43 protein-coding genes and 1 pseudogene are annotated in these 19,987 nt (G+C 63.2%); 43 read left to right on the top strand and 1 reads right to left on the bottom strand.

What is annotated here, in order from left to right; all coding sequences use genetic code 11:
• From ACUN0C_RS19160 to ACUN0C_RS18990, 35 genes and pseudogenes are all read left to right on the top strand, one after another.
• The coding region (locus ACUN0C_RS19160) for a hypothetical protein (RefSeq protein ID WP_445468014.1) at window positions 1-215 on the top strand (215 nt) is incomplete at its 5' end.
• A complete protein-coding gene (hsdR, locus tag ACUN0C_RS19155) occupies window positions 212-2,521 on the top strand; it encodes an EcoAI/FtnUII family type I restriction enzme subunit R (protein WP_445468013.1) in 2,310 nt (769 codons plus the stop codon). The genes ACUN0C_RS19160 and hsdR, both read left to right, overlap by 4 nt.
• Window positions 2,522-3,396: 875 nt before the next feature.
• Window positions 3,397-4,251 (top strand): DUF5906 domain-containing protein, encoded by an 855-nt coding sequence (locus ACUN0C_RS19150; protein WP_445468012.1) that lies wholly within the window; start codon window positions 3,397-3,399, stop codon window positions 4,249-4,251.
• Window positions 4,252-4,285: 34 nt separating this feature from the next.
• A complete protein-coding gene (locus ACUN0C_RS19145; RefSeq protein ID WP_445468011.1) occupies window positions 4,286-4,510 on the top strand; it encodes a hypothetical protein in 225 nt (74 codons plus the stop codon).
• 388 nt (window positions 4,511-4,898) lie between these two features.
• Complete coding sequence (locus tag ACUN0C_RS19140; RefSeq protein WP_445468010.1) at window positions 4,899-5,501, top strand: hypothetical protein; 603 nt, start codon at window positions 4,899-4,901, stop codon at window positions 5,499-5,501.
• 191 nt (window positions 5,502-5,692) lie between these two features.
• Window positions 5,693-5,881: a hypothetical protein gene (locus ACUN0C_RS19135; protein WP_445468009.1), complete on the top strand. Its 189-nt coding sequence runs from the start codon at window positions 5,693-5,695 to the stop codon at window positions 5,879-5,881.
• Window positions 5,878-6,351 (top strand): hypothetical protein, encoded by a 474-nt coding sequence (locus ACUN0C_RS19130; protein ID WP_445468008.1) that lies wholly within the window; start codon window positions 5,878-5,880, stop codon window positions 6,349-6,351. Before ACUN0C_RS19135 ends, ACUN0C_RS19130 begins: the two co-directional genes overlap by 4 nt.
• A gap of 168 nt (window positions 6,352-6,519) precedes the next feature.
• Window positions 6,520-6,777 carry a hypothetical protein gene (locus ACUN0C_RS19125; protein WP_445468007.1) on the top strand — a complete coding sequence of 86 codons (258 nt, stop codon included), beginning with the start codon at window positions 6,520-6,522 and terminating at the stop codon, window positions 6,775-6,777.
• Window positions 6,778-7,208: 431 nt separating this feature from the next.
• Complete coding sequence (locus tag ACUN0C_RS19120; protein ID WP_445468006.1) at window positions 7,209-7,583, top strand: hypothetical protein; 375 nt, start codon at window positions 7,209-7,211, stop codon at window positions 7,581-7,583.
• Complete coding sequence (locus ACUN0C_RS19115) at window positions 7,559-7,912, top strand: hypothetical protein (protein ID WP_445468005.1); 354 nt, start codon at window positions 7,559-7,561, stop codon at window positions 7,910-7,912. Before ACUN0C_RS19120 ends, ACUN0C_RS19115 begins: the two co-directional genes overlap by 25 nt.
• Window positions 7,913-7,937: 25 nt before the next feature.
• Window positions 7,938-8,645, top strand: coding sequence for a hypothetical protein (locus ACUN0C_RS19110; RefSeq protein WP_445468004.1), 708 nt, complete (start codon window positions 7,938-7,940; stop codon window positions 8,643-8,645).
• Window positions 8,642-8,896, top strand: coding sequence for a hypothetical protein (locus ACUN0C_RS19105; RefSeq protein ID WP_445468003.1), 255 nt, complete (start codon window positions 8,642-8,644; stop codon window positions 8,894-8,896). Before ACUN0C_RS19110 ends, ACUN0C_RS19105 begins: the two co-directional genes overlap by 4 nt.
• Window positions 8,880-9,224 carry a hypothetical protein gene (locus tag ACUN0C_RS19100; RefSeq protein ID WP_445468002.1) on the top strand — a complete coding sequence of 115 codons (345 nt, stop codon included), beginning with the start codon at window positions 8,880-8,882 and terminating at the stop codon, window positions 9,222-9,224. Before ACUN0C_RS19105 ends, ACUN0C_RS19100 begins: the two co-directional genes overlap by 17 nt.
• Complete coding sequence (locus ACUN0C_RS19095; protein WP_445468001.1) at window positions 9,211-9,585, top strand: hypothetical protein; 375 nt, start codon at window positions 9,211-9,213, stop codon at window positions 9,583-9,585. Before ACUN0C_RS19100 ends, ACUN0C_RS19095 begins: the two co-directional genes overlap by 14 nt.
• Window positions 9,572-9,895, top strand: a complete 324-nt coding sequence (locus ACUN0C_RS19090) for a hypothetical protein (RefSeq protein WP_445468000.1) — start codon at window positions 9,572-9,574, stop codon at window positions 9,893-9,895. Before ACUN0C_RS19095 ends, ACUN0C_RS19090 begins: the two co-directional genes overlap by 14 nt.
• On the top strand, window positions 9,882-10,151 hold the full coding sequence (locus ACUN0C_RS19085; protein WP_445467999.1) for a hypothetical protein: 270 nt from the start codon (window positions 9,882-9,884) through the stop codon (window positions 10,149-10,151). The genes ACUN0C_RS19090 and ACUN0C_RS19085 overlap by 14 nt, the downstream gene beginning before the upstream one ends.
• On the top strand, window positions 10,148-10,450 hold the full coding sequence (locus ACUN0C_RS19080) for a hypothetical protein (RefSeq protein WP_445467998.1): 303 nt from the start codon (window positions 10,148-10,150) through the stop codon (window positions 10,448-10,450). The genes ACUN0C_RS19085 and ACUN0C_RS19080 overlap by 4 nt, the downstream gene beginning before the upstream one ends.
• The gene (locus tag ACUN0C_RS19075) at window positions 10,444-10,734 is read left to right on the top strand and encodes a hypothetical protein (protein ID WP_445467997.1); all 291 of its coding nucleotides are present in this window, start codon (window positions 10,444-10,446) and stop codon (window positions 10,732-10,734) included. Before ACUN0C_RS19080 ends, ACUN0C_RS19075 begins: the two co-directional genes overlap by 7 nt.
• Window positions 10,728-10,937, top strand: coding sequence for a hypothetical protein (locus ACUN0C_RS19070; protein WP_445467996.1), 210 nt, complete (start codon window positions 10,728-10,730; stop codon window positions 10,935-10,937). The genes ACUN0C_RS19075 and ACUN0C_RS19070 overlap by 7 nt, the downstream gene beginning before the upstream one ends.
• Window positions 10,934-11,194: pseudogene (locus tag ACUN0C_RS19065) on the top strand (DUF5983 family protein). The gene ACUN0C_RS19070 and the pseudogene ACUN0C_RS19065 overlap by 4 nt, the downstream one beginning before the upstream one ends.
• Window positions 11,184-11,381, top strand: a complete 198-nt coding sequence (locus tag ACUN0C_RS19060) for a hypothetical protein (RefSeq protein ID WP_445467995.1) — start codon at window positions 11,184-11,186, stop codon at window positions 11,379-11,381. Before ACUN0C_RS19065 ends, ACUN0C_RS19060 begins: the two are co-directional and overlap by 11 nt.
• Entirely contained in the window at window positions 11,378-11,683 is a 306-nt protein-coding gene (locus tag ACUN0C_RS19055) for a hypothetical protein (RefSeq protein WP_445467994.1), read from the top strand. The genes ACUN0C_RS19060 and ACUN0C_RS19055 overlap by 4 nt, the downstream gene beginning before the upstream one ends.
• 69 nt (window positions 11,684-11,752) lie before the next feature.
• Entirely contained in the window at window positions 11,753-12,163 is a 411-nt protein-coding gene (locus tag ACUN0C_RS19050; protein WP_445467993.1) for a hypothetical protein, read from the top strand.
• Window positions 12,135-12,647 (top strand): DUF7007 domain-containing protein, encoded by a 513-nt coding sequence (locus ACUN0C_RS19045; protein WP_445467992.1) that lies wholly within the window; start codon window positions 12,135-12,137, stop codon window positions 12,645-12,647. The genes ACUN0C_RS19050 and ACUN0C_RS19045 overlap by 29 nt, the downstream gene beginning before the upstream one ends.
• Window positions 12,644-12,868 carry a hypothetical protein gene (locus ACUN0C_RS19040; RefSeq protein ID WP_445467991.1) on the top strand — a complete coding sequence of 75 codons (225 nt, stop codon included), beginning with the start codon at window positions 12,644-12,646 and terminating at the stop codon, window positions 12,866-12,868. The genes ACUN0C_RS19045 and ACUN0C_RS19040 overlap by 4 nt, the downstream gene beginning before the upstream one ends.
• Window positions 12,865-12,999, top strand: coding sequence for a hypothetical protein (locus ACUN0C_RS19035; protein ID WP_445467990.1), 135 nt, complete (start codon window positions 12,865-12,867; stop codon window positions 12,997-12,999). Before ACUN0C_RS19040 ends, ACUN0C_RS19035 begins: the two co-directional genes overlap by 4 nt.
• Entirely contained in the window at window positions 12,996-13,175 is a 180-nt protein-coding gene (locus tag ACUN0C_RS19030) for a hypothetical protein (protein WP_445467989.1), read from the top strand. Before ACUN0C_RS19035 ends, ACUN0C_RS19030 begins: the two co-directional genes overlap by 4 nt.
• Window positions 13,162-13,467, top strand: a complete 306-nt coding sequence (locus ACUN0C_RS19025) for a DUF6197 family protein (RefSeq protein ID WP_445467988.1) — start codon at window positions 13,162-13,164, stop codon at window positions 13,465-13,467. The genes ACUN0C_RS19030 and ACUN0C_RS19025 overlap by 14 nt, the downstream gene beginning before the upstream one ends.
• Window positions 13,460-13,780: a DUF6197 family protein gene (locus ACUN0C_RS19020; protein WP_445467987.1), complete on the top strand. Its 321-nt coding sequence runs from the start codon at window positions 13,460-13,462 to the stop codon at window positions 13,778-13,780. Before ACUN0C_RS19025 ends, ACUN0C_RS19020 begins: the two co-directional genes overlap by 8 nt.
• Complete coding sequence (locus tag ACUN0C_RS19015) at window positions 13,770-14,204, top strand: hypothetical protein (RefSeq protein WP_445467986.1); 435 nt, start codon at window positions 13,770-13,772, stop codon at window positions 14,202-14,204. Before ACUN0C_RS19020 ends, ACUN0C_RS19015 begins: the two co-directional genes overlap by 11 nt.
• Window positions 14,197-14,430: a hypothetical protein gene (locus tag ACUN0C_RS19010; RefSeq protein WP_445467985.1), complete on the top strand. Its 234-nt coding sequence runs from the start codon at window positions 14,197-14,199 to the stop codon at window positions 14,428-14,430. The genes ACUN0C_RS19015 and ACUN0C_RS19010 overlap by 8 nt, the downstream gene beginning before the upstream one ends.
• Entirely contained in the window at window positions 14,427-14,666 is a 240-nt protein-coding gene (locus tag ACUN0C_RS19005) for a hypothetical protein (protein ID WP_445467984.1), read from the top strand. Before ACUN0C_RS19010 ends, ACUN0C_RS19005 begins: the two co-directional genes overlap by 4 nt.
• The gene (locus tag ACUN0C_RS19000) at window positions 14,663-14,896 is read left to right on the top strand and encodes a hypothetical protein (protein WP_445467983.1); all 234 of its coding nucleotides are present in this window, start codon (window positions 14,663-14,665) and stop codon (window positions 14,894-14,896) included. The genes ACUN0C_RS19005 and ACUN0C_RS19000 overlap by 4 nt, the downstream gene beginning before the upstream one ends.
• A 115-nt stretch (window positions 14,897-15,011) precedes the next feature.
• Window positions 15,012-15,245 (top strand): hypothetical protein, encoded by a 234-nt coding sequence (locus ACUN0C_RS18995; protein WP_445467982.1) that lies wholly within the window; start codon window positions 15,012-15,014, stop codon window positions 15,243-15,245.
• Window positions 15,242-15,430: a hypothetical protein gene (locus ACUN0C_RS18990; protein WP_445467981.1), complete on the top strand. Its 189-nt coding sequence runs from the start codon at window positions 15,242-15,244 to the stop codon at window positions 15,428-15,430. The genes ACUN0C_RS18995 and ACUN0C_RS18990 overlap by 4 nt, the downstream gene beginning before the upstream one ends.
• Here ACUN0C_RS18990 and ACUN0C_RS18985 read toward each other — a convergent pair.
• Window positions 15,415-15,651 carry a hypothetical protein gene (locus ACUN0C_RS18985; RefSeq protein ID WP_445467980.1) on the bottom strand — a complete coding sequence of 79 codons (237 nt, stop codon included), beginning with the start codon at window positions 15,649-15,651 and terminating at the stop codon, window positions 15,415-15,417. The two genes, ACUN0C_RS18990 and ACUN0C_RS18985, sit on opposite strands and share 16 nt — an antisense overlap.
• Before the next feature lie 30 nt (window positions 15,652-15,681).
• Between ACUN0C_RS18985 and ACUN0C_RS18980 the strand changes: the two genes are divergently transcribed.
• The 8 genes from ACUN0C_RS18980 to ACUN0C_RS18945 form a co-directional block, all read left to right on the top strand.
• Complete coding sequence (locus ACUN0C_RS18980; RefSeq protein WP_445467979.1) at window positions 15,682-15,894, top strand: hypothetical protein; 213 nt, start codon at window positions 15,682-15,684, stop codon at window positions 15,892-15,894.
• On the top strand, window positions 15,872-16,249 hold the full coding sequence (locus ACUN0C_RS18975; RefSeq protein ID WP_445467978.1) for a hypothetical protein: 378 nt from the start codon (window positions 15,872-15,874) through the stop codon (window positions 16,247-16,249). The genes ACUN0C_RS18980 and ACUN0C_RS18975 overlap by 23 nt, the downstream gene beginning before the upstream one ends.
• Window positions 16,239-16,610, top strand: a complete 372-nt coding sequence (locus ACUN0C_RS18970; RefSeq protein WP_445467977.1) for a hypothetical protein — start codon at window positions 16,239-16,241, stop codon at window positions 16,608-16,610. Before ACUN0C_RS18975 ends, ACUN0C_RS18970 begins: the two co-directional genes overlap by 11 nt.
• On the top strand, window positions 16,594-16,923 hold the full coding sequence (locus tag ACUN0C_RS18965; protein ID WP_445467976.1) for a hypothetical protein: 330 nt from the start codon (window positions 16,594-16,596) through the stop codon (window positions 16,921-16,923). The genes ACUN0C_RS18970 and ACUN0C_RS18965 overlap by 17 nt, the downstream gene beginning before the upstream one ends.
• The gene (locus tag ACUN0C_RS18960; RefSeq protein ID WP_445467975.1) at window positions 16,916-17,329 is read left to right on the top strand and encodes a hypothetical protein; all 414 of its coding nucleotides are present in this window, start codon (window positions 16,916-16,918) and stop codon (window positions 17,327-17,329) included. The genes ACUN0C_RS18965 and ACUN0C_RS18960 overlap by 8 nt, the downstream gene beginning before the upstream one ends.
• Window positions 17,326-17,829 carry a hypothetical protein gene (locus ACUN0C_RS18955; RefSeq protein ID WP_445467974.1) on the top strand — a complete coding sequence of 168 codons (504 nt, stop codon included), beginning with the start codon at window positions 17,326-17,328 and terminating at the stop codon, window positions 17,827-17,829. The genes ACUN0C_RS18960 and ACUN0C_RS18955 overlap by 4 nt, the downstream gene beginning before the upstream one ends.
• The gene (locus ACUN0C_RS18950; protein ID WP_445467973.1) at window positions 17,829-18,062 is read left to right on the top strand and encodes a hypothetical protein; all 234 of its coding nucleotides are present in this window, start codon (window positions 17,829-17,831) and stop codon (window positions 18,060-18,062) included. Before ACUN0C_RS18955 ends, ACUN0C_RS18950 begins: the two co-directional genes overlap by 1 nt.
• An 83-nt stretch (window positions 18,063-18,145) precedes the next feature.
• Window positions 18,146-19,987, top strand: a 1,842-nt coding sequence (locus ACUN0C_RS18945) for a hypothetical protein (RefSeq protein WP_445467972.1), incomplete at its 3' end; no start/stop codon positions are given.

Here is a 19,987-nt window from a genome sequence, read left to right as displayed (position 1 = left end):
GCATGGCCCAACCGAAGTTGAACCAGAAGGCACTGAACAGCATCCCGATCCCGTACCCACCCGCCTCAGATCGAAAACGGATCGTCGAGGAAGCGGCAGAGATCTGGGAGGACGCCGAAGCCGCGCGGGCGAATTACGAGTTGCACGTCCGGGACATGTCCACCCTCAGGCAGGCGCTTCTGCAGAGAGCCTTCGCCGGCCGCCTGACCTCATGAGCGAGACTGAAGCCGACACCCGCGCCAACCGCATCGACCCCGTCCTGCGCGATGCCGGGTGGGGCGTCGTGGAGGGCTCCAGGATCCGGCGCGAGATGATCTGCCCCGGCCGGATCACCGGCGGCGGCGGGCGGGCGAACCCGCTCTCGGCCGATTACGTGCTGAGCTACCGCGACCGCAAGCTCGCCGTGATCGAGGCCAAGCGAGCGGGCCTCGGCCACACCTCCGGCGTCGGCCAGGCCAAGGACTACGCCCGCCGCCTCCAGGCCCGGTTCGCGTACTCGACGAACGGGATCGGCTGGTACGGCATCGACATGGCTACCGGCGCGGAGGGCGACCACGCGCTGCCCTTCCCCTCGCCCGAGGAACTCTGGCTGCGCTGCTTCCCCGAGGGCAACGACTGGCGCGACCGCTTCGGCGCGATCCCCTTCGAGACCGGCGGCGGCAAGTGGGAGCCGCGCTATTACCAGCACAACGCCATTACCGCCGTGCTCGAAGCGATCGCCGGCGGCCGCGACCGCATCCTGCTGACGCTGGCCACCGGCACCGGCAAGACCTCGATCGCCTTTCAGATCGCCTGGAAGCTCTTCCACGCCGCCTGGAACCTCGGCCGCGAGCCGACGCGCCGCCCGCGTATCCTGTTCCTCGCCGACCGCAACATCCTCGCCGATCAGGCGTGGAACGCCTTCAGCGCCTTCCCGGCCGACGCCCTCTGCCGGATCAGCCCCGACGAGATCCGCCGCCAGGGAAGGATCCCGAAGAACGCCAGCGTCTTCTTCACGATCTTCCAGACCTTCATGACGGGCAGCGGCGAGTTCACCTTCGAGGGCTACCCGCCGGACTTCTTCGACCTGATCGTGATCGACGAGTGCCACCGCGGCGGCGCCAAGGACGAGAGCACCTGGCGCGGCATCCTCGAATATTTCCGGCCCGCCGTGCAGCTCGGCCTGACCGCGACGCCGAAGCGCGATGCGAACGCCGACACCTACGCCTATTTTGGCGACCCGGTCTACACCTACGCCCTGAAGGACGGCATCGGCGACGGCTTCCTGACGCCGTTCAAGGTCCGCCAGATGGCGAGCACCCTCGACACCTACAAGTTCAGCGACGGCGACGAGGTGGTGGCGGGCGAGATCGACCCCGACCGCGAATACACCGAGGCGGACTTCAACACCCGCCTCGTCATCGACGAGCGCGAGCTGAGCCGGGTCCACGAGTTCATGGACCAGATCGACCAGCGCCAGAAGACCCTGGTCTTCTGCGCCACCCAGGACCACGCCGCGCGAGTCCGGAACCACATCAACCAGGTCAAGTCGAACCGCGACCCGCATTACTGCGAGCGCGTCACCGCCGACGACGGCAAGCTCGGCGAGCATCACCTGCGCGCGTTCCAGGACAACGAGAAGACGATCCCGACGATCCTGACGACCTCGCACAAGCTCTCGACCGGCGTTGACGCCCGCAACGTCCGCAACATCGTCCTGATGCGCCCGATCAAGTCGATGATCGAGTTCAAGCAGATCATCGGCCGCGGCACCCGCACCTTCGACGGCAAGGACTTCTTCACGATCTACGACTTCGTCCGCGCCTACGAGCACTTCAACGACCCGGAATGGGACGGCGAGCCCCTGCCTCCGGAGGATCCGCGGCCGCCGCGGCCGCCGGGCGAGGGACCGGCGGTGCCGCCGGAAGAACCCGGCGGCACGACCGGCGACCCGCCGCCGCAGCCCGACAAGATCGTCGTCAAGCTGGCCGACGGAAAGGAGCGCACGATCCGGTACGTCGCCGCGACGACCTACTGGTCCCACGACGGCCGCCCGATCACGGCGCAGGAATTCATGGACCAGCTCTTCGGCGACCTCGGCACCCTCGTCGCCTCCGAAGACGAGCTGCGCGCCATCTGGAGCGACCCCGCCCGCCGCGCGACCTTCATCCAGCGCCTCGCCGAAATGGGCTACGACGCCGATCGCATCGAGGACATGCAGCGCCTGATCGACGCCCCGAACAGCGACATCTTCGACGTGCTCGCCTACGTCCGCTTCACCCTCGCGCCACTCGCCCGGTCTGAACGTGCGCAGCGCGCTCGGAGCACAGGTCTCTCAGGATACGAGAAGGAAATGCGCGAATTTCTCGATTACGTTCTACACGGCTATGAGGTGCACGGACCGGATGAATTGGCACTCGACAAGATTTCAGACCTTCTTCGTATACGTTACGGCGGCACAAACGAGGCTAAGCACGTTCTAGGCTCTGTCACCGACATTCGCTCTGCTTTCATAGACATTCAGCGTCATCTGTATCATTAATGTTTAACTTATCGGTTTGCTTTCAGGTTTAAGACAATGCCGTCATTACAAACGACCATGGTTATCTTAATTGGCCTCGACCCAAGCGTCTTTCTTCTATAGATTGTTCCGCTGCGCGCCTATCTGCATCGTCCGCGATGGCCATAGCCCTCTTGATTTCTTCTAGCGACAGACTACGTTGAGCAGCTATGGAGGCGAGTTCTTCGTCCTTTTTTTCCGCAAATGCTGCCGCTACATACTCGGCAACGGCTTGATTAGAGTTCCCGATCGGCACAATCTCTAGCCACCCCTCTCGGCATCTGCGCCCAAATTGGTGCGGTTCAAGCAGGACCGAGCCGCCTACCCACCACTCCTCACACGTACGTCTTCCACACCAACAGGGCGACTACACGGTGAACATTACACTTGCGCTTTTAAACGTAGCTAGCCGCAGCTGCACTTGCCCTTTTAGCTTTTCACCGCGCCATGATTGAGATGTCCGCCGAGCCACGGAACGAGCGTCCTCTCTATTTTTTTGCGGCAGTCCTTTTTTACAATTGTCTGGATGCATGCTCTCAGCCACGATGTAAAACTCTACGCACTATCCTACAGATTCCCGAGTCCATCTATACGTAAAACAATACATTTCTGTCTCCTTCTGATTCGAACGCGAACCTTTTAGGGCTCCTTTTACTAAGTCGTTCCAACCGCCATACTCCAGCCAAAGACCTGGCATCTCTCGTTTCATTCGAAGAACTTCTATGGTCGGTTGTCGCTCATCCGGTAGGTCCTGAACGAAAGTGCTGCTCGCGACACGTAGGATGGCCGAAACCGCGGAGCAAGGCCGCTCGGCCCGAGACCTGGACTCGGAAGTTGGGCCACCATCGGGCGGCGCATTGAATCCAGTAGCTCCCCGCTACCAGCGTGCCGTCTGCCTGATCGGCATGTCGGGCTCGGGCAAGAGCCGGGTTCTGGAGGTGATCAAGGGCCTGATGCCGCCGGCGGCGGTCTCGAACGTCTCGCCGTCGGACTGGAACGACAAGTTCATGCCGGCCATGATGGTCGGCAAGCTCCTCAACATCGCCGGCGAGGTCTCCGAGTACAAGTCGATCTCGGGCGACACGTTCAAGATGATCATCGAGGGGACGCAGATCACGGCCCAGTTCAAGAACCAGCCGGTGTTCGACTTCTACCCGACGGCGGCGCAGTGGTTCGCCTCGAACCACATTCCGAAGACCCGGGACACGTCGGATGGCTTCAACCGCCGCTGGCTCTTCCTGGAGTTCTCGAAGCAGGTGCCGCTCGAGAGCCGGATCGAGGACTTCGACAAGGTGATGCTGGCCAATGAGCGGGAGGCGATCGCCGCCTGGGCGCTCGAGGCGATGCCCCGCCTGATCGCCAATCGCGGCTACACGATCCCGTCCTCGCACATGACGGTGGTCGACGACATGGCGAACTCGAACAACTCGGTCCGCTATTTTTTAGCCCGCTGCCCTCGGCTTCGTTTGGGCCAGAAGAAGCACGAGGGCATGTCCGAGACCTCAACTACGGGCCAGCGACTTTTCGACGAGTACTGGTCTTTCTGCATCGGAGCGGCGGGTGCCCAGCGTGTTTCGCAACAGAAGTTCCACAACTTGATGAAGGAATTGGTCGGCGCCTTCAAGTTTCAACAGCACCGGAATGTGACGGAGAACGGGACGACCGAGTTCGTGTACGAGTACGTCACCTTTGTGGATCCGAAGAGATCGTAACCGTCAACAGACTGGAATGGTGGGAGTTCGAGAAATGGCTGCATGTGGTGAAGAGCAGGATGTGATCGGGGAGGCCGAGGAGTGGCTGGAAGCCTTCCTGAGCGAGGTCGAGTGCGAGGGCTGTGCGATCGCTGACCTGTTCCTCGTTCTCTACACGCGCGTGATCCAGAACGTGGGTCTGGATCAGGCTCGGGTTTGGCTGCGGGACTCGACCGTGAGCCTGCTGCAAAACGTGACCGGCAGCGTGACGGTCCACTAGATGCGGAACCCCTAGGGGTTAGGTTTGATCCAGGGCGTGGGGCCGGGTACACCGGCTTTCAGACCCGAGGACGAAAGTAAAGGGCGGGTCTTCGGACCCGCCCTTTTGCTATTAGTCAGAAAATGCAAAATTTTTCTGGAGTAAATGTGGCAGTATTAGCCGGGGAAACCCTTATAAAACAAGCATTTAGGTGTACTCCTTCGGGGTATACACACCCAACTGGTGGGGTATTGTTTGGTTGTCGGCGGGCGGTTCCGCCGGACCCGGCCCGGAGCGGGCGCGGGAGGGGCGAGGCATATCTGGACGCGAGCGGGGCTTCGGCGCCGAACGGGGAAGGTGTGTCCAACGCAAAATCTGCTGGGCTCCAGCAAACGGAAGGATCGGAAAGATGACCGGGTTTACTTCGAAGGCGCTTGTCTCGCGTTTCGTCGCGGCCGAAAAGTCGGCCGGTATCACCTACACCGCGCTCGCCGCGCTGGCGATCGTCAAGGGCGTGAAGTGGAGCACGCTGGAAACCAGCGTTTTCGGCTCCGGCAAGCCGTCCTCGACCTTTCGCAACGCCAAGGCAACCGCCATGAAATTCTTCAAGGCGCGCCTGTCCCTCCTCGACCTCAAGGTCGAGGTCCTCGACATGGGGATCGAGGAGGCGGTCGACGCCACCATCGCGGCGATCGAGGAGCACATGCGGGACCTTAAGCAGACGAGCTTTGAGGCCTACCGCAAGGTCGCGGATTGCGTGTCCGCCGCGAACCTGCCGCCGGAGGCGGATGATGCGGCCGCCGAGGCCGAGGCCGAGGCCGAGGCCGCGCCCGCCGAGGCCGAGCTGCCGCCCATTTCTGCCGCCGAGGTCGAGCCCGGCTTGGCCTTCGACGACCTCCTCGCGAGGGTCGCGGCCATGACGGACCCCGACCAGCTCGTCAAGCTGGCGGCCGCCGTCAACGCCCGGCTGGTCGACCTCCAGCAGGCCCAGAACGCCCGCAAGGCGGCCTGACCGGGAGGGGTCCCCTCGGGGACCCCTCCTCCTCCTCCTGCCCGCTCCCACGACTGACGGGCGGACCCGTGCGTCCGTCAGTCGAGGGGTTTCCCCATGATCCGCGTTCGTTGCGATTTCAAAAGTTCCCCGAGGGGAATTTCTGAAAGCGCCCGAGGTGCGCCTGCAATCCAAAGTGCTGGAGGCCAGCAATGCCGATTTCCAAATCCCGCCTGTACCACGCCGTGTGGACGCTCGACTACCTGACCACGGTTCCCGTCCGGAGCCAGGTCGAGGAGGAGGAGCGCGCCGAGGCCTCCGCCGTGATCGACGCGGCCCGGCTGCAGGGACTGCGTATCCCGAGCATGGACGTGGTCACCGACTGGATGTGCGGCCGATGACCCGCCTCGACCAGATTCGCGCCAGGCACCGGCCGCCGGCCTACGTGCCGAAAATGGTGCGCCCGAAGCCCGGGCCGGCTTTGCCCGAACGGCGCCAGCGCCAGGTCGCGCTTGACGACTACGTCCCGGTGCTGGGCCGGCAGCGGCTGCCCGAGCTGGATCGGGACGAGGCGCTGGCGCAGGCGGTGGAGCGGGTCGCGGCGACCCGGCCGCGCGTGCTCAATGAAACCACGGGTTTCATGGAGGAACAGCGCCCGAAGGCGCATGTGCGCCGAAACAAGCAGCGCATGTACCGGATGCAGGACCGGGACGGGCCGCTGTTCCAGGTTCGGGACCGAAGCACTGGGGCGGTGCTCGGATATGTCCGGGGCTGCTACCACTACGTGCAGCAGGAGGCGACCCGCCTGGCCTTGAGCCTGGGCGCGCGCCTGCCCGACCTGAAGCTGGAGGTCGTTCACGACCCCGACTAGGTCCGGGCGTGCGCGTGGATCAGGTTCGGGATCGGGAGCCCGTTTCTCTCAGATGGCCCCGCACGGCCCCAGATTTGGCCCACACGGGCCTTCAGGCCTGATCTAGGTCTCACCCTACCATCTTTCAACCTTGGCTCTCCAGAGCCTTCTAAATCGGGAGATTTTCCGATGCGTGAACTGCTGTCCAAAATTCTGGCCGAGGCCACCTACTCGTCCGATCTCTATAACGAGATCGTCGAGGCGATGAACAATCTCGACTGCGTAGAAAAGTACCTGGTCGACATGCGGACCAAGGACGTCCTGACCTATGTCGGTGGGGCCGAGGATGCGGTCCATATCGCGACCCACGACTACGACGACCGCAACATCTTCGATCTGGTCGTGGTCCAGGTGGTGGGGAGGTTCGAATGCCGGCTGACGTCGTGATGGGTCTCCTCGAGACCTACTGGTGGGGCCTGGTCGGGTTTCTCCTGATCATCCTCGTGGCTCAGGTCGTGGACCTGCTGCCATGAAACATCCCTACTACAAGACCGCTCGGGATGAACAGCGGGAGGAGGCCAGGTTGCGTCTGGAGGAGGAGACCGCTCGGTTTCTGGCGACCAGAAGGCGCCACTTCGGGCGGGTTCTTCCCACCATTTCTGAACATTCTCCTGCATCACATTGATTTTGCAGGAGAATTTCCCCTTATATATAATAACTTTTCTTTCTTCTCTCTTCCGTCGTCGCGTAGAGAGAAGAAAGAAGAGTAGGGTTTGAACAACAATCCAGTCCCCAGGACCCATTTTTCCTCCGCAGAGGAAGTTAAAGTTTAGGGGTACCTGACCCCAATTCAAACCCTACAGTTCGGAGCTTCAATCGTGACAAGACCCACGATCGAGGAGCGTTTCGCGCGCCTCATCAACCCCGTTGGTCCCCACCACATCTGGACGGGGAACGTGCATCACGGCAAGCCCAGGATGCGAAACAATGGCAAGCTGGATCACCCGGTCCGCGCCATCATGGGCATCACCGACCGTGCGGTCCGGATCATCAAGCTTTGTCATGCACCCCTGTGCGTGAACCCGGAGCACTACCGGTTCCACCGCACGTTCGATCGCAAGCTCGCCCGCATGGGCGAGTTCCCCAACACACCCCTGTGGCAGCTCGTCATCGCGATCCTCGACGACGAGATCCCGGAGGGTCCTCCTGATCTCGTGAAGGAAGCAAAATGGCTCGCCCGACGCTGCAAGTGAAGGACGGCTGGGTCCTGTTCAACGACCCATGCCGGCGCGAGGACTTTTTCACGATCATCGACGGCGAGCAGTGGTTCGTGTGGACCAACTACTGCCGCCACTTCGGTTTCATGTACCGCGACGGGAAGCTCTTCCGGCCCCAGTTCGAGCGGTACCGCAAGCACGGATTTGGCCGGCACTGCTACCAGTTCACGCTCGTGCCCCGCTCTGAGCTGGAGCGCCTCGACTGCCTGGCCGACTGGCCACCCATGATCCAACCATGGGTGACACCCGACGACATCGGGAAACGAACCGACATCTTCATGACTGGAAAAAGACCCCTCTTCTGAGGGGTTTTTCTTTGGGGGAAGAACCATGAACCGCTTTCTCGCCACCACCCTGCCCTTCGCCTTCGCCTGGTCCAAGCTCCCGGACGTGAACTGGGACCTGTACACGCCCTTCCCGAACACCCCCGTCCCCTTCGAGAACGAGGCGGCGGCGGATGTCACCATCCGCAAGATCTGCTCGGCTCTGATCGACGTCGACGACTTCCACGCCGCCGACTACCTGTCGAGCAACTGGCGCCGGGCGCTGTCCTTCCCGAAGACCGCCCACGACTACGCCGAGAGGCTGACCCGACTCGGCTTCTACGAGATCGGCTCCGGTTGCTATTCGAGGGTCTACAAGCGGATCGGCTCCGACCGCGTGGTCAAGGTCTGCGCCGTCGGCGATCTCGGGATCGACTACCTGATCTGGGCGCACGAGAACGGCTGGGCCGGGAACTGGGCGCCGAAGATCTACAGCGCCCGCCGCTTCGCCGATGGCGCCTATATCGCGGTCCTCGAGCATCTGGAGGCCACGGTCTCGCGGGTGCCCAAGTACAAGACCCAGTACGAGGACATGAGGCGGTCCCGTGAGCACCCCTTCATGAAGGCGCTCCGGGATCGGTTTCCGCACACTGATTTCGACCTCCACAACAACAACTGGATGATCCGCAAGACCGGCCAGCTCGTCCTCGTCGACCCGCTTTCCGAGAGTGGCACCTCCACCAACAAGTTCGAGAAGCTGAGGTTCGCAGCTTGAACTACTTCATCACCCAGCTCGGCAAGACCCCCGTGGGTCTCCCGAAGGCGCACCTGGTTCCCGGCGCGATCGTGACCGTGAGCCCGGACCTCATGACGGGGGAGATGGATCACTCCCGCAACTACTGGACCGTGGTCGGGTCGAACCCCGGCCACGTCCTGGTCGAGTGCGGAGGCCACCAGCGCCTGATCCCGATCCACCGCCACCACTTCTACCCAGCGGAGCACCTGATCAATGCAGGAAACGTTTGACAAGGTCGTGCGCCATCTCTTCGCGCAGGGCAAGCAGGCCAAGGAACGGGACACCTGCCGCTACCGGACAGCGGACGGCCTCATGTGCGCCGTCGGCTGCCTGATCTCCGACGAGGACTATGACCCCTCGTTCGAGGGCCAGTTCGTCGACCGCCTGCCGATCCGGCTCCCTCACATCCCCCTTCTGCGAGAACTGCAGGCGATCCACGACATCGACACCGCGTGGAAGTCCCCGGACCGCCTGTATCGGAACCTGAAGGGGGTCGCGACCTACTACCCCATCAACACCGACGCCCTCGAGGAGGCCTACGCCAATGCTGATTGGTAATCGCCAGGAGGCGTTCGACTTCGTCGTCCGTCATCTGTTCAAGCAGGGCGAGCGCGCTGTGGCAGAAGGTGGTGGCTGCCTCTATCGCGGCCCCGACGGGACCAAGTGCGCCGTCGGCTGCCTGATCCCGGACGAACTCTACACCCCTCGGCTGGAAGGCAATTCCGTCTTCATGCTGCCACAGAGGGTCCTCGATCAGCTCCCGGCCCCGAGCCTGCTCAACGAGCTGCAGATCGCCCACGACGACCCAACCAACTGGTGGAACCCGACACGCCTTCGCTACCACCTCACCGTCATCGCCCAACACTGGGCACTCAACACCGACGCCCTCGAGGAGGCCTACAACAATGCAACCTGGTGACAAGGTTCGGTGCATCAAGGCCATTCATTCCAGCGGCATTCTCACGCACGGAGAGACCTACACGGTCAAGTCCGCAAGCGGCGATGAACTGCGGCTGGAAGGGGTGGAGCACCCCTGCGGCTTCTGGGCCAAGGCCCGCTTCGAACCCCTCCTCCGATACGTGGTCGTGGTCAACGGCGACCACCTGAGCCTGGAAGAGGCCGAGGCCGAGGTCCGGAGCCTGGCGAAGATGTTTCTCGGCATCAGCATCACGATCGCCGAGGTCCGCAGCACGTTCAACGCGGAGGTGACGATCCATGAAAGCCGGTGACAAGGTCCGGTGCATCGACCCGACCGGGCACCTGGTCGAGGGCAAGGTCTACACGGTCGAGTCCGTCCGCGACGGCCTCATCTACACCAACGGGTTCGGGTTCTTCGCCGACCGCTTCGTGCCGGTCGAGGACGAGCGCCGCTACGTCGTCGCCACCCGTCTCCTGACCCTCGACGAGGCCCTGTTGGAGGTCATGGACAACGACGACGATCTCTTCATCGCCGAGATCAGGCGCAAACTGGAGAAGGCAGCATGAACGTGGAACGCATCAACCAGCTTATCGAGCGCCTGGAGTCAGCCCCGGACGAGATCTTCGACATGGCGGAATGGGGCAAGGGCTGCGGAACGCCGGCCTGCATCGCCGGCCATACCGTGCAGATGTTCGGGACCTGGGCCGAGGACATCAGCGAGCAAGCCAAGGATCTGCTCGGCCTCGACTGGCCCGACGCCTGGGATCTGTTCGTTCCGGAACACAAGTGTCTCACGCAGATCACCAAGGACGAGGCGATCGGGACGCTCAAGCGCCTGGTCCAGACCGGGGAGGTGGAGTGGTGAAGTACGTCCTCGCCCTTCTGCTCCTCACGAGCACCGCCTCGGCCGGTGCCCTCGAGCGAGCCGCGCTCGTCGTCGCCACCAAGGCGAACTGCCCGAGCGTCAACATCACCAAGACCACGATCGAGCGCCTGGTCCAGACCGTGATCCGGGAGAAACGCATCGGCGACGAGACGGTCCGCAAGCTGATCGCCGTCCACGGCTCGCTGGTCATGCTCGACATGGATGGCTGGTCGGTGGCTCGCCTCCGCAAGCACTGCGAGTTTGCGGGAGGACTGAGATGGTGACGTTCTCCCGCGAACTCCCCCAGGGCGCCTTCGGCCGCAGCGGCTGGACCAAGCAGAAGGCGCTCGAGCTGGTCCACTACACCCACGACCACTCGATCTCCCTGGCGTCCGTGAACAGCCGGGGCGTTTCGGGGAGCTGCCAGGTCTCGATCCCGATCGAGGACATCCCCGCCCTCATCCAGGAATTGGAGAAATTCCGATGACCGTCCGCAACTTCCTCGACCTGTCGACCGGTCACCTCACCCGCCGAACGCGGGACTGGCTCGACAACGATCCACCGATCTCCTTCGCCAAGTCGGAGTACGGCTGGTTCATCTACGCTCCGGAGGACCCTGTCACCTGATACCCGCAGGACCTCTGGACCTGCCTGCAGAAGGCCCGGGAGATGGGCTGCTGCTATGCCCTGTTCGACTGCGATGCCGATCGGGTCGACTACCTGCCCTACTACCATGAGGACTGAGGCCGTCCTGAACGAACTCGACCGCACGATCTGCGCGGTCGTGAAGCACTGGTTCTCGATCCCCTTCTACATCCGCCGCTACGCCGAGAACCACCCCCAGAAGGACCTCGAGATTGCCCGTCTGCAATGGAAGATCGTCCAGGCGCAGCGGCAGCCTCACAGAGCACAGGAGATCCTGAGATCATGAGATACCAGAAGGTCGGCAAGATCATCGTCGACGAGCAGGGCGACCGCGTCGACCCCAAGATCGCGCTCGCCGCGCTCAACGCGATCGAGGTGTTCGAGGAGCTGCTCGACGACCTCCATGACCAGGACTTCGAAGGCATCGAATACGCCGCCCAGGCCCTGATCGAGGCCGGCGGGCAGCTCACATGGTGGCCCCCGAAGCCCAGGGACATCCGCACGATCCTGAAGGACGTCGTGGACAAGCAATACGTCGACACCGAGGACCTGGAGGTGATCGAGGAATGGCTCAACAGTCCCGAGTGACACCGGCGGCTCTCGACAAGGCCCGCTCCCCCAACGGAGCGGGCCTTTCCTTTGAGCGGAGGAGGAACAATGATCGTCGTCTACGGAAACTACGGCGAGATGCTCGTCAACGAGAGAAACGGACGGGTGATCCGATACACCCCGTCGGACGAGGGCTCGGACTACGCCGACATCGTTCGGGTCGACCTCAAGGAGTTCGCCCTCGCCTATCCGGGTGAGACCCACTCCCACATCGACATCGTCGACATCGGCTTCTGGACCAACACCGGCGAGTACTGCGCGCCTGAACCGATCTACCGGGCGACCGTCGTCCGGGACAGCGAGATCACGCTCGAGAAGCCGACCGAGTTCCGCTTCTTCACCCCCGATGGCGACATCTTTCACGAGTTCGTCGACCCCGAGGCCGGGACCGAAGTCCCGGAACAGCTCGCCATGTTCATGGAGATGCACAATGCAATTCGCTTCCAGCCCCTGGGGTAAGCCCCAGGACATTCTCCAGCTCGCCGTCGGCATCTGGCAGGTGTCCACCGCCAGTCACGGCGGCATCAAGCTGTCCGCCGACCTCAACCGCAAGATGCCCGACTACATGCGGAAGAAGGGCGGCTGGTACGAGGAGGACTGCGAGTGGGCGCTCGTCGCCCTGGTCTTCCCCCACGCCTTCAAGCCCTCGGCCCTGCGCTACGCCGAGGAGAGCGCCCGGAACTGGCATCCCGACGAGTACGAGCAGTTCCGCCAGGTCGTTCTCCAGCCGGGCGAGAGCCGCGTGAAGGACGAGCGCGCCTTCATCGAGCGACACAAGAACGACTGGGTCGTCGCCTCCGCCATGGCCGTGACCGACGGCGTGAAGTGCTGGGCGAAGCGTGGCGACGAAACACGGACCTACCTGGTCCCCGAGGACGAGTACCGTCAGCGGGCGCCCTTCGGGTTCATCATCGACCCCACCAGACACAGGCAAGTGGCATGACCAAGCCCCGCAACGCAGCCGCCTTCGACATCCAGCTCGGCGCCTGCAACCCCTCGGGGATCGCCCACGCGATCATCGAGGCCTGCAAGGAAGTCCGCGAGGAAGGCGGCAACCCCTGCACCGACCCCGCCGTCCAGCTCATGGCCCACCAGCTGGCCTGGATCTGCAGCGTCAGGGACGTGGACGAGAACTACCGCGACTACGTGGAGAAGATCGCATGACCCCCGTCGGGCAATTCGACCCGTCCCTCGGTCGCGTGAGGACGCACACCGACGACTTCTACGACCACCGCAAGCTGGTGCTGACGAGCATCCAGCGAGCGATCGAGCAGGAGAAAAGGAAACTCAGATGAGAACGCCCTTCGCCCAGTGGATGCACCAGGTCAACGAGGCCTGCATCGAACTCGCCGCCGTGTCGATCTACGAACTCGGCGACATGGACTACTACGGCCTGTGGACCGAGGGCGCCGACCCCGAGACGGTCGCCCGCCGTGCCCTGAAGAAGGATGGTGCCGATGTTTACGATTGAGAAGCAGATCGCCGAACGTGCCCTCGAGATCATCAAGAAGGGCTGGCATCAGGGCAGCTACTTCAACCACGACGAGTCCTGCTTCTGCGCCCTCGGAGCCATCAACAGGGCCTGCGAAGAAGTGCAGGGAGTGGGGTTCTTCTCCGCGATGAACCAGCCCGAGACCGAGACGGTCGCTCGTCGCCTCGACGGCATCGTCGGAGGCTTTGTTCCTAACTGGAACGACGACCCTGACCGCACCAAGGAAGAGGTCGTTACCGCCTTCGAGAAGCTGGTGGCCAGCTATGCTTGAGAAGCAGATCGCCGAACGTGCCTTGATGCACATCAAGCGCGGCTGGCACAAGGACGACTACAGCGATGCCGGGCTCGACATCGCCAGCGGGACCTGCTTCTGCGCCCTCGGCGCCATCAACATGGCGTCCTACGAGCTGCAGGGTGCCGCCCTCCTGCAGAAGATCGAGGAGCGCCCGGTGGTCCAGGCCGTGACCGAGCGCCTGGAGGAGATCCTCGCCGACTCCGTGCCGTTCTGGAACGACTACGTGTGTCGCTCCAAGGACGAGGCCGTGGCCACCTTCGAGAAGCTGGTGGCCAGCTATGGTGAATAACGCTGACCGCGCCCAGCAGGTCTTCGACGGCTACGAGGGAAGCTACGGCATCACCCCGCGCCACAACGAAGAGAGGAAGCACATGACGCTTACCATCGCCCGGGAGGCCTTCCGAGCCGACCCCACGAACGTGACCGCCGCCCAATACTTGGGCGAGGCGTACAATTACTACATTGAGGACACGATTGGCGACGATACATTCCTGAATGCTGTCGTCGAGGTGAAGGACTACTTGTTGGGCAGCACGACGTTCACCTTCGACGTGTTCCTCGAGGCATCGTTCACGATCCAGGCCCCAGACGAGGAGACGGCCAAGAACTGGCTCGAGACGAGGCTCGACTGTGTCGAGATCAACGCCGGCGCCCTCCCCGATGGTGACCCCCTCGTCGGCGAGGCCAACTTCGGAGGGTACTGCCGTGGCTGACAAGATCTGGGTGGCCTCAATCACCCACAATTACGGCACCGACCTCTACGCCGCCCGGACGAAGAAGGGGATCCTCCGCCAGATCCACGCCTATGTCGAGGAGTGGTGGGAGCACGAGGGGCTCGAAGGTCCGATGCCCGACGACGAGGAGGAGGCGATCTCGGAGTATTTCGAGCACGTCGACGACGAGTGGTGCGACTACGAGGAAGTGGAGATGGAGGAATGACCCGCATCTGGAAGTCCCCCTCGGGCGCCGAGATCGTCGGCACCCTAGAGCGCCTCATGGGCTGCGCCAACATCAACGACATCACCGACGACGGCGAGCCGGTCTATTCCGGCGACACGAAGATCTGGTGGGACGAGCAGCGCACTGTCCTCCGGGACGGCCAGATGCTGTTCGTCGACGAGAATGGCGACGAGTGGATCTTCGCCGAGCTGAAGGTGGAGGAGGTCGAGGAATGATCGACCGCGCCGCCATCCGCTACAAGGGCACGATCTACAGCCAACATCGCCCCGCCCGCCATCACGACATCATTCGGTACATGCACCAGCAGGGCTTCGGCCCGGAGTGCATGCACGAACAGGGCTTCGTGACGACGGACGGACGCTTCGTCAACCGCAGGGAGGCAGCTGCTTTGGTGGACCAGCCGCTGAAGTGGCCTCCCCTCCTCTACTCGGAGGATCTCTGGTGATCGGCTACATGCGTATCACCCGCCGGGCGTTCTACGACCAGGGTGGGTTCTCCAACACAAGAATGGTCAGGGTCGAGCGCGGCCGGTGCTGGGCCTATTACTACAGGGTGTGTCCATGATCGTCCTCAAATGGCCTTCCTGGGGATGGGAGAAGAAGGCCGGCTGGAAGTGCCGGTGGTTCGGTCACGTCTGGGAACCCGGCTGGTGGGGCGAACTACCATACCTCGACGCGAAGCCCGGCCCCATCGACGGCATCGACAGGCACCACGTCAGGCTGCTGTGCAGATGCAGCCGCTGCGACACGGTCAGTCAGGTGGCCTGGGTCCACGACTGGAAGAAAGAGACATGATCACCCGCCTGGTCGGAGACCTGCACGTCTCGGCGAAGGACGCCGAGGTCGTGCGCCACATCAACCGCAAGCTCGCCAAGTCGGCCCGGACCTTCACTCGCCGTGATGAACGGCATAAGCTGATCCGGGCCTGCATCGAGCAGCACCACAAGAACCAGGAACTGGTCGCCTACTGGAGGCTCTGAGCCTTCGTCGTCGTCCGGGTCCAGCCCCGACGCTTGAGGCGGGGAAAGTCGTCTGAGACGACGCCCCACTTCACCATCTCTTCCCGAAGCCGCTGGTACCGTTCGATCAGCTCGTTCTGATAGTCGGTCCTCTTGCGCTCCTGGGCTGCCATCAGCTCGGCGTGGAGTTCCTCCAGCTCCTGCGGCGACATCTCGTCCAGATCAATCTTCGGCTTGGGCATATCAACCTCCTGACAGGGGATCGCATACCTATGACTCGTTTCATCTTCCTTTACAACGGCCGACGGTGCCGCCCCGTCGGCCGCAACAGCCAGCACCTGGTCATCGAACTGGAGGACGGCGGCGTCGAGACCGTGTGGCCGCGCGAGGTGAACCTGGACGACGCCATCTACCAGCAGCTTCGCGACTTCCTGAAGTACTCGGATCCGGAGGAGTGGCGCCGTGTCCAAAGACAAGGCCGGTAACTTCGTCCGCCTCGCCGAGAAGCGCCTGGCCAACGTCCTGGAGGCGATCCGGGTCCTGGGCAACCTCTCTAACCGGGGCAACTACACCTACACCGACGAGCAGGCGCAAAACCTCATTGCGGCCATCAGGGAGGCTGTGGAGGAGGCAAAGATGCTTTTTGGCATCACCGCCCCTCCCCCACCTCCTCCGCCCCTGGAGGCCTCCCAGGCTGTCTGGGAGAACCCGATGATCCCGATCAGCGAATGGCAGGCGGCGGTCACCGCCGGCGAGACCACGTCCGGATACATGAACTGGATGGACGAGAAGCGCGCCGAGGGCGTGCCCGAGTTCGTGAGGTCTTTCCATGTTGGTTGACGTCTACTGGAACAGTCGAAGGCGCTGCTACAGCGTCCGCCACAAGGGCCGTGTCATCCACCATCTCACGGCCCTTTCCATTGAGAGGCCCCGCTTCGTGGTCAGCCAGAAAGGCCGGGAGCGGGTCATCGCCACCGGCGAGAAGAACGTCCACGCCGTCATCCGGGGGCGCCTCTGGTGCATGTTCGGCATCCCCGCCGGGCAGAAGAGCCGGGCCAGGGAGGTCCGCTACAACCCCTTCGTCAATTCGAGCTTCGTCGATCAGGACAACAAGCCGGTCACCCGTGCCGACCTTGCCATCCTGCAGGTCGATGCCGCCCGCAAGCCAAGGATCTACGCGAAAGATGATCGTCCTCAATAAGAAGGAGGTCGCCGACCTCATGATCACCGCCATCGAGGGTGGCAGCACCTACTGGCTCGAGGGCTGCTACCTCCAGGTCGGGACCACGACCGAGAAGCCTTGGTATGCCGACCCGGACCTCTACCGGCAGGACTTCACCCTCCGGCTCGAGTTCGACGGCGAGGTCGACGTCCTGACCAAGAACAAGCTCGAGAAGGCCGAGGGGCTCATGCCCCGGGAGCGTCTCGGCCGGGTTCTCTGCGGCGAGTACGACGCCGAGGACGCCGACGTGTTCCTCCAGCTCGCCCTGTTCGGGGAGGTCGTCTATGGCTGACATCGGCTACGAGAAGTGCCCCTGTGGCGTCTGCAGCAAGTACTTCCTCACCGGGATCGGCGACTTCGTCCAGGGCTCGGGCTTTACCCTGGAGGAAGCCGAGCGGGTCGTCACGGCCCTCAATGCGGCGGAGACACTGCGGGCGGAGCGCGATCGTGCCAGGAAAGCCTACGAGCAGGTCGGGGAACGCCTTGCCGCCGCCGAGGCCGACAACAAGAACCTGACCAGGCGTCTCGCCAACGCCGAAGCTGCGATCCGGGTCTACATGATGGGGATGAAGGCAGCGCACGTCCGCTGCAAGCAGCTGGAGGGGGCGCTGCGGGACGCAGAGATATGGCTCAACGACTACGGCGCTGTCGTCGAAGCCGTTCGCATCGAGTCCGTCCTTAACGAGGTCAAGTCATGAGCCGAGAGATCTACGTCATCTCCGACACCCATTTCGGGCACAGGAACATCATCCGCTACTGCAACCGACCCTTCGTCGATGAGCAGGAGATGTCCGATATCATGGTCGAGCGCTGGAACGCGGTCGTCCGTCCGAACGACATCGTCTATCACCTCGGGGACGTGTACTTCGGAGCGGCGAACGCCCTCTACCCGACCGTGCTGAACGGCCGCAAGCGCCTGATCCTCGGCAACCACGACGATGGCAAGGACCCGGCACTGCACCGTGCCTTCCAGAAGATCATGGTCTGGCGCATGTGGCCCGAGTTCGGCCTCCTCTTCACCCACGTCCCGGTCCACGCCGACGGGCTCAAGCATCACGACCTGATCAACGTCCATGGCCACATCCACGAGCGGCTGATCCTGGGAGAGGATGGCTTACCGGACGAGCGCTACGCCAACGTGTCGGTCGAGCAGACCAACTACATGCCGGTCAACATCGAGACCCTGCGGGTGCGATGATGACCGAGATCGAGACCGCCAAGTGCAGCGTCTGCGGGAGGGTCGAGAACATCCACCTCCTGGACGGGCACCCCGGCCGGAACGGTCGCTGGGCCGAGGTCAGGTGCATAACCTGCTACGGCGACACGTTCGGCGGGTGGCAGCCTGTCAGCGACGAGTTCCTCGAACAGTCGGTGTGCCCCGAGCTGAAGCCGCTCTACGACGACTGGTTGGAGAAGTGGCACCAGCGATGATCTTCTGAACCCCTAGGGGTTCAACCTACCCCTTTCACCCGAAGCCCGCCATTTCTGGCGGGCTTTTTCTTTGGAGAAAAGCGATGAAAATGCACGCCGTGAAGGCTGACGTCTTCACCGGGGGCCTGCAGGACGCCGGCTCCTTCAAGTTCGAGATGAACGCAATGGCGTTCCGCTCGGTGATCGACGGCATCTACGCCGACAAGATCCGGGCTCCGGTGCGTGAGTACTGCACCAACGCCTTCGATGCCCACCGCATGGCCGGCAAGGGCGACAAGCCCTTCGACGTCCAGCTGCCGAGCCGTTTCGAGCCGATCTTCCGGGTCCGGGACTACGGCGTCGGCCTCAACCACGACGAGGTGATGAACCTCTACTCGACCATGTTCGCCTCCTCCAAGCGGGAGACGAACGACGCGGTCGGGATGATCGGCCTCGGCTCCAAGTCGGCCTTCGCCTACACCTCGTCCTTCACCGTCACCTGCTGGGACGGGCGGGAGAGGCGGACCTACTCGGCCTTCCTCGGCGACGAGGGCGTGCCGCAGATGGCGCTCCTCGACCGTCAGGCCTCGATTGAGCCGAAGGGCGTGGAGATCTCCTTCCCGGTCAAGGCCGACGACGTCGCCGCCTTCCACACCGCCGCCAAGCGCGTGTTCCTCGGCTTCGACCTCAAGCCGAACGTCCTCAACGAGACGTTCCGGATGGACGACGGCCAGATCCAGTACCAGGGCACAGGCTGGCGGATGTATGGCCCGACGATCATCAGCCAGCTCCATGCCCGGCAGGGCTGTGTGATCTACCCGATCGACGGCTACTCGATCGGTGAGCCCAACCACCACCTGCTCCGCCACCCGATCGTGATCGACTTCCCGATCGGTGAACTGAGCGTGGCCACCTCCCGCGAGCAGCTCGGCTACGACGCCGACACGATCGCCAACATCAAGAAGCGCCTGGCCGTTGTCGCGAAGGAACTCGCGGCGGAGTGCCAGAAGGAGATCGACGCCTGCTCGACCTTCCTCGAGGCCTGCATCCTCGCCGAGAACAACAGGGGCTACTATTCCGACAAGCGGGCGCTCTGGAACCTCGTCTACCAGTCCCTGCTCTGGAACGGGAGGCCGCTCGTCGGCAGCGTGTCGGTCGACCCGATGAAGTTCACCACCCGCTTCCACTACATCACCGAGGACAATTGCGCGAAGCCGCCGGCGAACTTCGGCTTCCGTGAACGCCGGGGCAACTGGCGGACCTACGACCTCAACACACTCAAGCGCGTCACCTTCATCCTGGAGCCGCAGGACACGAAGTTCGGCACCGCCCGCATGAAGAAGTGGCTGGCGAATGAGTGGAAGGAGGGCGGCGTCGTCTGGATCAAGGAGGAGGCCGACGTCGCCACGCTGCTCGACACCTTCCTCGGCCCGACCACGATCGATCTCTCGACCGTCGACCCGGACGTGAAGAAGCCGGCCAAAGGCCAGGCCCGCAAGGACCCGACCTACGTCCTGAAGGTGCTGCCGGGCAAGGCCCACGCACCGGTCAAGGCGGCGGAGGGTGGCGTATACATCCAGCGCGAGGAGGACCGCTTCAAGATCGGGACGCAGTACCTCTCGGAGTCCTACCTCCAGAGCTACGTCAATGACGCCATCCGGGCCGGCGTCCTGCCGCCCGACTTCCGGCTCGTCGTCCTCACCAAGCAGTACGAACGGGTCCCCACCCGCTTCGACGGTTGGGTGAGCTTCGAGGATCACCTGAAGGCGCAGCTCAAGGCGGTCTTCGATCCGACCACCCACACGCTGAAGGAACAGATCGGCCAGATCCGCTCCGACCGGGCGTTCCAGATGCTCGCCAACGACAACGTCAAGCTGCCCTCCGACCTCCAGGACCTGGTCCTGGCCGTGAGCATGCAGCCCAACACCAAGACCACCTACGAGCAT

It is taken from the genome of Faunimonas sp. B44, from assembly GCF_052655945.1.
This window is presented reverse-complemented; position numbering and strand designations above follow the sequence as displayed.

What these genes read in the sequence shown, in the direction of transcription:
- ACUN0C_RS19085 (WP_445467999.1), top strand. Translation starts at nt 9,882, where the DNA reads ATGAAAGCCGGTGACAAGGTCCGGTGCATCGACCCGACCGGGCACCTG.
- ACUN0C_RS19060 (WP_445467995.1), top strand. Translation starts at nt 11,184, where the DNA reads ATGAGGACTGAGGCCGTCCTGAACGAACTCGACCGCACGATCTGCGCG.
- ACUN0C_RS18990 (WP_445467981.1), top strand. Translation starts at nt 15,242, where the DNA reads ATGATCACCCGCCTGGTCGGAGACCTGCACGTCTCGGCGAAGGACGCC.
- ACUN0C_RS19005 (WP_445467984.1), top strand. Translation starts at nt 14,427, where the DNA reads ATGACCCGCATCTGGAAGTCCCCCTCGGGCGCCGAGATCGTCGGCACC.
- ACUN0C_RS19020 (WP_445467987.1), top strand. Translation starts at nt 13,460, where the DNA reads ATGCTTGAGAAGCAGATCGCCGAACGTGCCTTGATGCACATCAAGCGC.
- ACUN0C_RS19130 (WP_445468008.1), top strand. Translation starts at nt 5,878, where the DNA reads ATGACCCGCCTCGACCAGATTCGCGCCAGGCACCGGCCGCCGGCCTAC.
- ACUN0C_RS19050 (WP_445467993.1), top strand. Translation starts at nt 11,753, where the DNA reads ATGATCGTCGTCTACGGAAACTACGGCGAGATGCTCGTCAACGAGAGA.
- ACUN0C_RS19125 (WP_445468007.1), top strand. Translation starts at nt 6,520, where the DNA reads ATGCGTGAACTGCTGTCCAAAATTCTGGCCGAGGCCACCTACTCGTCC.
- ACUN0C_RS19030 (WP_445467989.1), top strand. Translation starts at nt 12,996, where the DNA reads ATGAGAACGCCCTTCGCCCAGTGGATGCACCAGGTCAACGAGGCCTGC.
- ACUN0C_RS19040 (WP_445467991.1), top strand. Translation starts at nt 12,644, where the DNA reads ATGACCAAGCCCCGCAACGCAGCCGCCTTCGACATCCAGCTCGGCGCC.
- ACUN0C_RS19035 (WP_445467990.1), top strand. Translation starts at nt 12,865, where the DNA reads ATGACCCCCGTCGGGCAATTCGACCCGTCCCTCGGTCGCGTGAGGACG.
- ACUN0C_RS19140 (WP_445468010.1), top strand. Translation starts at nt 4,899, where the DNA reads ATGACCGGGTTTACTTCGAAGGCGCTTGTCTCGCGTTTCGTCGCGGCC.
- ACUN0C_RS18995 (WP_445467982.1), top strand. Translation starts at nt 15,012, where the DNA reads ATGATCGTCCTCAAATGGCCTTCCTGGGGATGGGAGAAGAAGGCCGGC.
- ACUN0C_RS19045 (WP_445467992.1), top strand. Translation starts at nt 12,135, where the DNA reads ATGCAATTCGCTTCCAGCCCCTGGGGTAAGCCCCAGGACATTCTCCAG.
- ACUN0C_RS19145 (WP_445468011.1), top strand. Translation starts at nt 4,286, where the DNA reads ATGGCTGCATGTGGTGAAGAGCAGGATGTGATCGGGGAGGCCGAGGAG.
- ACUN0C_RS18965 (WP_445467976.1), top strand. Translation starts at nt 16,594, where the DNA reads ATGATCGTCCTCAATAAGAAGGAGGTCGCCGACCTCATGATCACCGCC.
- ACUN0C_RS18985 (WP_445467980.1), bottom strand. Translation starts at nt 15,651, where the DNA reads ATGCCCAAGCCGAAGATTGATCTGGACGAGATGTCGCCGCAGGAGCTG.
- ACUN0C_RS19055 (WP_445467994.1), top strand. Translation starts at nt 11,378, where the DNA reads ATGAGATACCAGAAGGTCGGCAAGATCATCGTCGACGAGCAGGGCGAC.
- ACUN0C_RS19100 (WP_445468002.1), top strand. Translation starts at nt 8,880, where the DNA reads ATGCAGGAAACGTTTGACAAGGTCGTGCGCCATCTCTTCGCGCAGGGC.
- ACUN0C_RS19025 (WP_445467988.1), top strand. Translation starts at nt 13,162, where the DNA reads ATGTTTACGATTGAGAAGCAGATCGCCGAACGTGCCCTCGAGATCATC.
- ACUN0C_RS19015 (WP_445467986.1), top strand. Translation starts at nt 13,770, where the DNA reads ATGGTGAATAACGCTGACCGCGCCCAGCAGGTCTTCGACGGCTACGAG.
- ACUN0C_RS19110 (WP_445468004.1), top strand. Translation starts at nt 7,938, where the DNA reads ATGAACCGCTTTCTCGCCACCACCCTGCCCTTCGCCTTCGCCTGGTCC.
- ACUN0C_RS18950 (WP_445467973.1), top strand. Translation starts at nt 17,829, where the DNA reads ATGACCGAGATCGAGACCGCCAAGTGCAGCGTCTGCGGGAGGGTCGAG.
- ACUN0C_RS19135 (WP_445468009.1), top strand. Translation starts at nt 5,693, where the DNA reads ATGCCGATTTCCAAATCCCGCCTGTACCACGCCGTGTGGACGCTCGAC.
- ACUN0C_RS19070 (WP_445467996.1), top strand. Translation starts at nt 10,728, where the DNA reads ATGGTGACGTTCTCCCGCGAACTCCCCCAGGGCGCCTTCGGCCGCAGC.
- hsdR (WP_445468013.1), top strand. Translation starts at nt 212, where the DNA reads ATGAGCGAGACTGAAGCCGACACCCGCGCCAACCGCATCGACCCCGTC.
- ACUN0C_RS19115 (WP_445468005.1), top strand. Translation starts at nt 7,559, where the DNA reads ATGGCTCGCCCGACGCTGCAAGTGAAGGACGGCTGGGTCCTGTTCAAC.
- ACUN0C_RS19095 (WP_445468001.1), top strand. Translation starts at nt 9,211, where the DNA reads ATGCTGATTGGTAATCGCCAGGAGGCGTTCGACTTCGTCGTCCGTCAT.
- ACUN0C_RS19090 (WP_445468000.1), top strand. Translation starts at nt 9,572, where the DNA reads ATGCAACCTGGTGACAAGGTTCGGTGCATCAAGGCCATTCATTCCAGC.
- ACUN0C_RS19000 (WP_445467983.1), top strand. Translation starts at nt 14,663, where the DNA reads ATGATCGACCGCGCCGCCATCCGCTACAAGGGCACGATCTACAGCCAA.
- ACUN0C_RS18955 (WP_445467974.1), top strand. Translation starts at nt 17,326, where the DNA reads ATGAGCCGAGAGATCTACGTCATCTCCGACACCCATTTCGGGCACAGG.
- ACUN0C_RS18960 (WP_445467975.1), top strand. Translation starts at nt 16,916, where the DNA reads ATGGCTGACATCGGCTACGAGAAGTGCCCCTGTGGCGTCTGCAGCAAG.
- ACUN0C_RS18970 (WP_445467977.1), top strand. Translation starts at nt 16,239, where the DNA reads ATGTTGGTTGACGTCTACTGGAACAGTCGAAGGCGCTGCTACAGCGTC.
- ACUN0C_RS19080 (WP_445467998.1), top strand. Translation starts at nt 10,148, where the DNA reads ATGAACGTGGAACGCATCAACCAGCTTATCGAGCGCCTGGAGTCAGCC.
- ACUN0C_RS18980 (WP_445467979.1), top strand. Translation starts at nt 15,682, where the DNA reads ATGACTCGTTTCATCTTCCTTTACAACGGCCGACGGTGCCGCCCCGTC.